We start from the raw sequence: 8,636 nt of genomic DNA on the forward strand, positions 1-8,636 counted from the left end.
ACGCGCGTCGCGCGAGTGTCGCCGAGCCGGTCACTGTCTGTCAACCCGAGCGGGGAGGAACCCGTGAGCACCCACGACAACGAGCGGGGCGGTGACGTCGTCCCCTTCCCCCGTCCCGTTCCGCCGCCGACCCCGCCGGAGGAAGGACCAGGCGGAGACCGGCCAGAGCCCCCGGCCGACCCCGCCGGCGACAACCGCACCGGCGAGGGCGGCCAGGGCGGCGGGGGCGGCGGGGGCGGCGCTCCGCAGATGCCCGCCGGGCCCGAGATGGCCCCGCCGCTGCACATGACGATGATGCCGACGTTCGACGTCCCCGAGGGCGAGGACGGCTCCGAGGGCGCCTACGTCGGGCCCGCGCCGGAGAACCCCGATCAGCCCGGGGCGCGCGACTCGTTGGCCACCGGGATGGCCCTGGCGACCGCGCTGGGAGTGGCGGCCGCGCAGGGGATGTGGCACCGCGCCCGGCACCGCCAGGCGCAGGCCGACGCCGCCCGCACCCGGGCCGACAAAGAGGCCGCCAAGCAGGGCGGCACGTCCCAGACCAGCAAGACCACCAAGAGCACCGGAACCAGCGGCGGCGGCTCCAAGGGCGGCGGCTCCCTGCTGGGAGGCGGCGGCAAGAGCGGCAGCGGCCGCGGCACCGGCGGGTCCAAGGGCACGGGCGGTTCCAAGGGCAGCGGCGGCACCGGCGGTTCCAAGGGCGGCTCGTTGCTGGGAGGCGGCGGCAGGAGCGGCACCGGGTCCAAGACCTCCGGAACCAAGGGCACCGGCGCGACGAAGGGCGGCTCGCCCCTGGGAGGCGGCAAGACCGCCACCGGCAAGGGCACCGCCGGGAAGGGCACCGCGGGGAAGGGCGCCAGCGGCACCGGCGGCTTCAAGGGCGCCGGTTCCAAGGGAACCGGCGGCACGAAGGGCGGCAGCGGTTCCAAGGGCGCCGGTGCGGGGTCCAAGGGCGCGGGCGGCACCAAGGGCAGCGGCGCGAAGGGCGCGGCCAAGGATGGCGCCAAGCACGCTGACGGCTCCGGGTTCCGGTGGTTCCGCCGCTCGAAGGACGCCGGTGGTTCCAAGGCGGGCGAGAAGGCCAAGGCCGGCGGCAGGGACGCCCACGGCAAGAGCGGCGGTCAGGCCGCCGGCAAGGGTGCTGGCGGTACCGGATCCAAGGACACCCGTGGGGCCAAGAGCACCGGCGGGCCGAATGCGGGCGCTGGTGAGAAGGCCAAGACCGGCGGTAGGGGCGGCTCGGCGGCCGGGAGTGCCAAGCCCAAGTCGGACGCGCCCAAGTCGGACGCGCCCAAGTCGGACGCGCCCAAGTCGGACGCGCGTAAGCCGGGCGGGTCCAGGCCGGGCGGCGGGCCGACGCCAGGACCGGCATCCGGCTCGGGTGGGGCCAGGAAGGGCCGCGGGACGGCCCCGCCGCCTCCTCCTCCGCCGCCACCGCCGGGGTGGGAGCAGATGCGGCCACCGCCGTCGGCCGCCGGGCCGCCGCGCTGGTGGGCGTCCGCCGGCCCCGAAGCGACCTGGACGGACTCCCCCCCGCCTCGGCCTCGGCCCGACTCGGCCAGGCCCGGCCAGGGCCAGCCCGGCGCTCCCTCCGCACCGCGCGCGGTGAAGGCGCCGCGGCCCGAGCTGGGAGCGGGCGCCGCCGGATCGACACAACCCCGATCGACACAGGCAGGAGAAAGCGTGAGCACACCGATGACCGGGCCGAGGCCCAACACGCAGTACCGGGACGCGGACCTGACGGTCTTCGACGTGATCGAGGCCGACACCGACATGGCCACCCAGATCACCGAGGGCGTCTCCGAGGCACAAGCGACCGCGGAGGGCTGCGACCGGCTGTTCACGCGGCTGGAGGCGCTGCACGCCAAGGTCGTGGAGCTGCGCGTCCCAGGCTCGCTGGAGGGCCTGGTGGTGGGGCTGATGGAGAAGACCGGGACCGTCAAGGCCAAGGCGGAGGCGATCGCCGCGCAGCTCCCGGCCGCATCGGAGGCGATCAGCACCGCGGGCACCAACGCCGAGTCCAGGCACCGGCCGCTGGCCGACGCCGTCGCCGACGCGGGCCACACCCGCCCGGCCGAGCGCGACTACCACAACGACTGAGGGAGGGCCTCATGGCAGACAACGTGGAGAAGACCCCCGAGAGCACCGGCGGGGCGCTGGAGAAGGCCGGGAACGTGCTGTCGGACGCGGTGACGTACACGATCGTCATCGGCCAGCTGGCGATCGCCGGGGCGCGGCTGGCGTGGCTGAGCGAATCGGTCCGCTCCACCTACCGCTACGTGGAGCGGTGCGCCCGCGGCGTCGACCGGCTCGCCGATCAGATGGCCGGCCTGGCGGTGGACGCCGACACCGTCGCCGAGCACCACGACGCCGCCGCCGTCATGCGGTCGGTGCTGTCCGACGCCGAGGACATGGCCGCCTCGCTGGAGGACCTGTCGACGCTGTTCGGCCACACCGCCGACGCGCACCGCGCCGACTACGGCACCGTCGCCGACGCCGCCAACAACATGACCGTGCCGATGGCCGAGGCCGAGTTCTACAGCAACCGCTGACCTGCGTTCTTGGAGGGAGATCGTGATGAACACCCGGACAACCCCGCCGCCCGCCGCCGCGGCGACCACGGGGCCGACCAAAGGGCCGGCGGCGGGTCCGGCGTCGGTGACGGTTCAGGCGTCACCGCAGGTGGCCGACGCCTGGGGACGGATGCGCCGCCGGGTGGACGGCGTGCGCAGCCACACCGGCCGGGTGGCGACGGTGGCCGGGACGGGCGCGGCCGCGGCCGTGGTGGCCGCGCCCGCCATGCTGCCGGTCGCGCTGGCGGCGACCGCGGCGACCACCCTCGCCGGGGTCGGGATCCTGCGGTTGCAGATGCCGCACGCCGGTCACCAGAAGGCCACCGCGACCGTGCTGTACGCGGCGCCCGGGGTGAGCCTGGCCGTGCTGCTGATCGCCGAGCGGATCGCCGCCGGCGCCGCGTGGGGCGGCACCGTGCCGATGCAGGTCCTGGCGCTGACGGTGTGGGCGGCCGGAACCTGGCTGCTGCGTCCTGCGCGCGTCGCCCGCCGGATGGCCTCGCCGCCGCCCCCGCCCGCCACGGTGGTCCAGGTCGACCACGTGGCCCACGCGCATCCGGCCGCGCGGTGGTGGGCCGAGCGCGTCGCCGCCGACGGCGGCCCCGCCGCCGGCACCGCCCTGGAGGCCATCGAACTGTCCGGCGACACGGCGATGACCGCGATCATCGCCGCGACCACGCCCGGCGACCCGGTCCCGGAGATCTCCATCCGCCGCCTATCGGCGCTGCTGGACACCCCCGAAGACCAGATCAGCATCACCGCGGTCCCCGGCCGCGGCGCGGGCGTTCGGCGCCTGACCGTCGGCACGCCCGACCGCCGCGACGTCGACCCGGTCACGGTGTGGGCCGAGAAGATCGCGCCGCTGGCGATGCCCGGCGCCGTGCTGACCGGCATCCGCGTCGGCAAGCCCGGCGCGGTCCGCCTGGACAAAGCGCCCGACCAAGAGCCCGACCAGGAGCCAGACCAGGGGCCAGACCAGGGGCCGGAGCCGGATGAGGAGGGTGTGTGATGCTGCCCGCCACTGACGAGGTCGTGGAGCTGATGCTGGAGGCCCCGCAAGGGCAGATCATCACCTACGACCTGCCCAAGCTGTGTTCCGCGCTGGACATCACCGACCCGTCCCGGATCGCGGTCGAGACCGACGGCGGCCGCCGCGCGATCGTCACCGTCTACCCCTCCAACCCGCTCGCCGAGGTCCGCGCCGTCACCCGCGAGGACCTGGTGATGGACCGGCACGGCCGCATCGCCGTGGGCCGCTACCACAACGGCCGGCCCGCCCGAAGGAGGCTGTTCGACCCCGCTTCCGGGTCCGCGCAGCGGTTCCTGCTGTTCGGCACGACCGGCGCCGGCAAGTCCCGCACGCTGCAGATGGAACTGGCCGCCGAGAAGATCAACGGCATCGTGTCGTGGCTGGCCGACCTCAAACACGGCCAGTCCGTCCCCGAGGCCGAGGACAACGTCGACTGGTTCGGCACCACCCCCGAAGAGGCGATGCTGGCGCTGCGGTCGGGTGCGGGGGTCACCAACGAACGGATGGCCCGCTACAGCGCGATGGGACGCACCGCGTTCGTCCTGGGCCGCCCGGACCCGCTGCTGCACATCCGGATCGAAGAGGCCAACCGGCTGCTGGAGAAGGGCTCCCCGTACCGGGAAGAGGCCACGTTCCTGATCCGCGAGCTCGGCCGCACCGGCCGGTCCGTCGGCGTCGGCGTCGGCCTGTCCGCGCAAGCCTCCCACCTCGAAGAACTCGGCGGCTCCGACACGCTGCGCGCGATGCTCAAGGAAGGCGAAGTCACCCTGCTCAGGTGGTCGTCGTCCATGATGCGGCAACTGGTGGCCGACGGGCTGCTGCCCGCCGGAGTGCAGCTCATGCCGATCCCCAAGACGCTCCGCCCGGCCCGCCTGGTCTCCCAGTTCGACGACGTCGACGGCGACGACGAAGACGACGCCGAGGGCACCCAGGGCACCGCCTACATCCTGTCCGGCCCGCACCCCACCGCGATGATGCGGCACTGGCGCGTCGGCTCCATCGAGCCACTGGAAGGCATGGACCCCGAGATCCTCGCGCTGTACGGCGACGACGACCCCGCCCGTCTGGAGGAGGCGTCCTGGGACGCCGCCGGCGACGCCTACGCCTACCGCTACGACCGGGACGCGATGGCCGCGATGTGCGCCGCCGTCGCCGACGAACAGACCGCGTACACCCCCGGCGGCGGCCGCGCTCCCCAGGCCGCCTACGGCACCGGTGCGCCCGCCCCCGGGCCCCGCGCCCGGCTGCTGGAGGACCGCATCACCGACGTCCTGCAGGCCGCCGAGGGCCCGCTGAGCGCCGATGAGGTCCTGGACGCCGTCCTGGCCGACGGAGGTAAGCCCGTCAAGCTCGGCAGCGTCCGCAACGCCCTGACCAGCCTCGCCGACGACGGCGACGTCGTCCGCGCCGGACACGGCCTCTACGCCGCCCCCGGCGCCACAGAAGACCCCAGCGAAGACCCCAGCGAAGACGCCGTGCCGGGCTGACCGGCCCGGCACGGAAACGGGCCCCGGCGCACGTCAGCAAACACCCGCCGGGGCCCCTCGGCCCAACCAAGGAAGGAACCGAATGTCCAGCATGACATCACCCGCCGCCAAGGGGCGGCGGTGTGACGGCCACAGCGTCGGCGTCATCGTCGTCGACGACTACGGCCGGATCCTGATCGGCGACCGCGCCGACGGCGCCGGCGCCGCCCCGATCGCCGGGCACGTCTACGACGCGCACAGCGGTCCCCGTTCGGCCGCGGCCGCCGAAGTGGCCGAGGAGGTCGGCCTGACCGTCACGCGGCTGACCTACCTCACCAGCGGCTGGCGGGCCAACCGGTGCCGCCGCGGCGACGGCCCGGACGGGCCCGGCCACACCTGGTACCTCTACCGCGCCCGCGCGGCCGGGGAGCTGCAGGTCGATCCGGACTCCTACCGCAACATGCGGTGGGCCGGGCCCGGCGAGCTGCGCACGCTCGCCGTCCGCACCCTCGACTACGCCCGCGGCCAGGTGCCGCCCGCCGAGTGGGCCGAGGCACCGGGGATCGAGCCGGTGTGGGTGCTGTGGTTGCACAAGGCCGACCCCGATGCCCTGCCGGTCGGCCGCCAGGACCTGGACGCCATCGAGGACACCCTGGCGACCCGCCCGTCCAACCCGGCGATCGACACCACCGGGGGGACGTCGTGATCGACGTGCGGATGCCCACCCCCACCGCGCCCCGCCTGGTGGAGGCGCTCCTGATCGCCGCCGGCATGGTGCCGTGCCCCACCGACCCCGGCGACCGCCAGGTGTACCTGGACCTGGCGCACGAGATCGGCGACGGCCTGGACGCCGCCCACACCCGCCGGGGAAACGTCGCCGCGGCCGCCGACGCCGATGGTGCGACGAAACCTGGCCCGGTGGCACCGGGCGGCGCGGGATGAGGAGCCCCGCCGTGGTGGCGTTCCACGACCCGTCCGGCGCCCGCCACGGGCTGCCGACGTGGCCGTGGGGCGCCGCCCCCGCCCACCTGCTGACCCGCGGCCAGCTCCGCCTGCAGGGCCTGCGTCCCGGCGGGCAGGCCCCGGCCGGGCAGGTCCGGTGGCGGTCCCGCAAGGCCGCCCACGCCGGATGGGTCCGCGAGGCGCTGCTGTACGACGTGCGCCTCGCCAAGCCGCGCCGCACCCCGTCCGCCGCGCAGCTGCAGGCGCTGGCCCGGGCGCTGGCCGCCCGCCGCCACTGCCCCCGCTGCCGCACCGACCGCGGTTACGTCCTGCCCTCCCGCCTCGGCGTGTGCCTGGACTGCGCCGACCCGGCCGAACTGGCCGCCCTGCACTGACTTCCACGAAGGAGAACCAGATGACGACCAACACCGACTCGGCGGCCGCCAGGCCCCCCGAAGACCTCACCGACCTGCCCGGCCTCGGCGCGTTCATCGCCGCCCGGCTGCGCGAGCACTTCCCCCGCGAGACCGAGCAGCAGCGGCAGCTGCTGGCGCTGGCTGAAGAGGCCGGTGAGTTCGTCGGCGCCTACCGCCGCGCCGCCGGGATGGCCCGCCGCACCGGCGGCTGGGACCACGTCCGAGACGAGCTCGCCGACGTGGCCATCACCGCCCACGTCACCGCCTACGTGCTGGACCTCCGGATCGAGCCCACCGACACCAGCCCCGCGATCCCGCACCGCACCGGCCAGGACGTCCACCACTGCGTGATGGACGTCGCGGCGGCCGCCGGCTGGGTCGCCGACGTCTACCTCGAACCCGAGCACCGCTTCGCGCTGGACGCCGCCCTGTACGGCCTGATCCTCACCGTCGAACGCGCCGCGCACGTCCTGGCCATCGACCTGACCGCCGCCGTCCGGGCCAAGGCCCGGGTCATCTGCAGCCGCGGCTGGCGCGACCAGCCCACGGCCACCGACCCGGCCGCCGACTCGGGCGGCCTGGCCGAGACCAGTGCGGACGGTGATCAGGACGGCGGCCGCGAGTGGGCTGCGGCGATGCTGGACGTCGCCGACGCGCTGACGTACGTGATCGAGACCAGCCCCCACGGCGACGTCGGCCGGTTCCAGCGCGCCCACCACGTCCTGTTCGGCCCGGTCCAGGCAGATGACCAGGACGACGCACCCCAGGAGGCGCTGCGATGAGCGGCCCGGCAACCCTCCCGGCGCCGCTGGCGCCAGCGAAGATCCGCGACCTCGAACTGCGCGCCGAGGCCGTCCACCCCGATGAGCCGACCGCCAGCGCGCGCGACGTCCTGGCGCTCATCCGCAGCGTCCGCGACACCGACGCGGCCGCCGTGTCGCTGGGCATGCAGACCGCCCGCGTCCGCGAGTTGGCCACCGAATGGATCGCCTCGCGTGACATCCAGATCGCCGCCGCCGGACGCATCCTGCTGGCCGCCCTGGACGGCCGCCAGGGCGCCTACACCGGCCTGATCTGACCCCTGACAGGGCCCGGCCCGCTGTCTCCGTGGCGGACCGGGCCCCCTTTCGGCCCGCCAAGTCACACCAGCCTCAAAGGAGACGCTCATGCCTTGCGTCACAACAATTGATGCTCTCCCGGCGCGTCGCCGTGCCGTGATGCTGCATCAAGGAGTAGAAGGGGCCCATGCCAGCGATCACCAAGGGCGAGCGGTTCGCGATCACGGCCAGGATGCCGACGTTCGCCGAACAGCATCTCCGTCAGCGCGCCAAAGACCTGGACGTTCCGCTCGGGGACTTCCTCGGCTACAGCGTCCTGCTGGCCGAGGGATTCGACATCCCACCCGAGTCGTTGCGCGCCACGCCGCAACTCGTGCGGCTCTACCCGAGCGATCAGTGGCGCGAGGTGACGGCCCGGCAGCCGGCGGACGTTGCCGCGCGGATCCGCCGCGAATTGACCGAGGTCTTCCCACCGGAGGAGGAACAGCTCCCCTTGACCGGCTGACCACTGATAGCAGGACGGCCCCGGCATCCCGTAGCCGCGGGATTCCAGGGCCGTTCACAAGCGCCGAGCCCCACACGGCTTCCAACCAACGGGCTCGGCATTCCAGAGAGGACCCATCCGCCTTGTCCGCTTCTGGGGCCTTCTAGTGCCCTCTACGGTAACCCAGCCCCGAGCTGGGACACAGCATTACCCGCCCCCTTCCCGTGACATCTCCCGTGACAACGGCCACGCGCCCCGATTTCAGCCTGGAGATTCCCTCCGGAAGCGGTCTCGCCGCGGCTGCCCGAACAAGGAGCCGAGGCGTACGGCGTCCTACGGGGACGCCGATGCGCAGCCGTCGCTGCCGCCGGCGTTGTGGTGGCGGCTGGTGGAGCTGCTGCACGCGCGCGGTGAGGTGTCGCCGTTCGCGCGGCGGATGGCCAAGCACGCCACGCACCACGCGTCCGGGCGCGGCCGCCTGGACGAGGTCGAGGATTCGCTGATCCCGGGTTACAAGGGCCGGTACGGCATCGGCCGACGCAGCGCCTACACCGACCTGGGGAGGCTGAAGGAGGCCGGGCTGCTGCGTCAGGTGCACGCGGCCTGCCCCGGCCGGGGCGTGGCCTACCAGATGTGCGTGCCGGACAGGCTGCCCGCCGACCTGCCC

At 74.4% G+C, this 8,636-nt stretch carries 10 protein-coding genes and 1 pseudogene; all 11 read left to right on the forward strand.

The annotated features are described in order from the left end of the window. Window positions 1–63: 63 nt before the first annotated feature. Complete coding sequence (locus ACTWPP_RS43845; RefSeq protein WP_443110410.1) at window positions 64–2,100, forward strand: hypothetical protein; 2,037 nt, start codon at window positions 64–66, stop codon at window positions 2,098–2,100. An 11-nt stretch (window positions 2,101–2,111) separates the two neighbouring features. Then, window positions 2,112–2,552 carry a hypothetical protein gene (locus ACTWPP_RS43850; RefSeq protein ID WP_443110411.1) on the forward strand — a complete coding sequence of 147 codons (441 nt, stop codon included), beginning with the start codon at window positions 2,112–2,114 and terminating at the stop codon, window positions 2,550–2,552. 25 nt (window positions 2,553–2,577) lie between these two features. After that, window positions 2,578–3,582, forward strand: a complete 1,005-nt coding sequence (locus tag ACTWPP_RS43855) for a hypothetical protein (RefSeq protein WP_443110412.1) — start codon at window positions 2,578–2,580, stop codon at window positions 3,580–3,582. Continuing rightward, complete coding sequence (locus tag ACTWPP_RS43860; RefSeq protein WP_443110413.1) at window positions 3,582–5,090, forward strand: hypothetical protein; 1,509 nt, start codon at window positions 3,582–3,584, stop codon at window positions 5,088–5,090. The genes ACTWPP_RS43855 and ACTWPP_RS43860 overlap by 1 nt, the downstream gene beginning before the upstream one ends. Window positions 5,091–5,172: 82 nt before the next feature. Next, window positions 5,173–5,775, forward strand: a complete 603-nt coding sequence (locus tag ACTWPP_RS43865; RefSeq protein ID WP_443110414.1) for an NUDIX domain-containing protein — start codon at window positions 5,173–5,175, stop codon at window positions 5,773–5,775. Next, window positions 5,772–6,011 (forward strand): hypothetical protein, encoded by a 240-nt coding sequence (locus tag ACTWPP_RS43870; RefSeq protein ID WP_443110415.1) that lies wholly within the window; start codon window positions 5,772–5,774, stop codon window positions 6,009–6,011. The genes ACTWPP_RS43865 and ACTWPP_RS43870 overlap by 4 nt, the downstream gene beginning before the upstream one ends. Window positions 6,012–6,022: 11 nt before the next feature. Continuing rightward, entirely contained in the window at window positions 6,023–6,406 is a 384-nt protein-coding gene (locus tag ACTWPP_RS43875) for an RRQRL motif-containing zinc-binding protein (RefSeq protein ID WP_443110416.1), read from the forward strand. A gap of 20 nt (window positions 6,407–6,426) precedes the next feature. Next, entirely contained in the window at window positions 6,427–7,209 is a 783-nt protein-coding gene (locus tag ACTWPP_RS43880; RefSeq protein ID WP_443110417.1) for a hypothetical protein, read from the forward strand. Then, a complete protein-coding gene (locus tag ACTWPP_RS43885; RefSeq protein ID WP_443110418.1) occupies window positions 7,206–7,505 on the forward strand; it encodes a hypothetical protein in 300 nt (99 codons plus the stop codon). Before ACTWPP_RS43880 ends, ACTWPP_RS43885 begins: the two co-directional genes overlap by 4 nt. 167 nt (window positions 7,506–7,672) lie before the next feature. Next, window positions 7,673–7,990, forward strand: coding sequence for a hypothetical protein (locus tag ACTWPP_RS43890; RefSeq protein WP_443110419.1), 318 nt, complete (start codon window positions 7,673–7,675; stop codon window positions 7,988–7,990). A 367-nt stretch (window positions 7,991–8,357) separates the two neighbouring features. Then, a pseudogene (locus ACTWPP_RS43895) lies at window positions 8,358–8,636 on the forward strand (hypothetical protein); the annotation flags it as partial.

Origin of the sequence: Actinomadura sp. 3N407 (genome assembly GCF_052245875.1) — a bacterium.
Classification (GTDB): Bacteria; Actinomycetota; Actinomycetes; order Streptosporangiales; family Streptosporangiaceae; genus Spirillospora.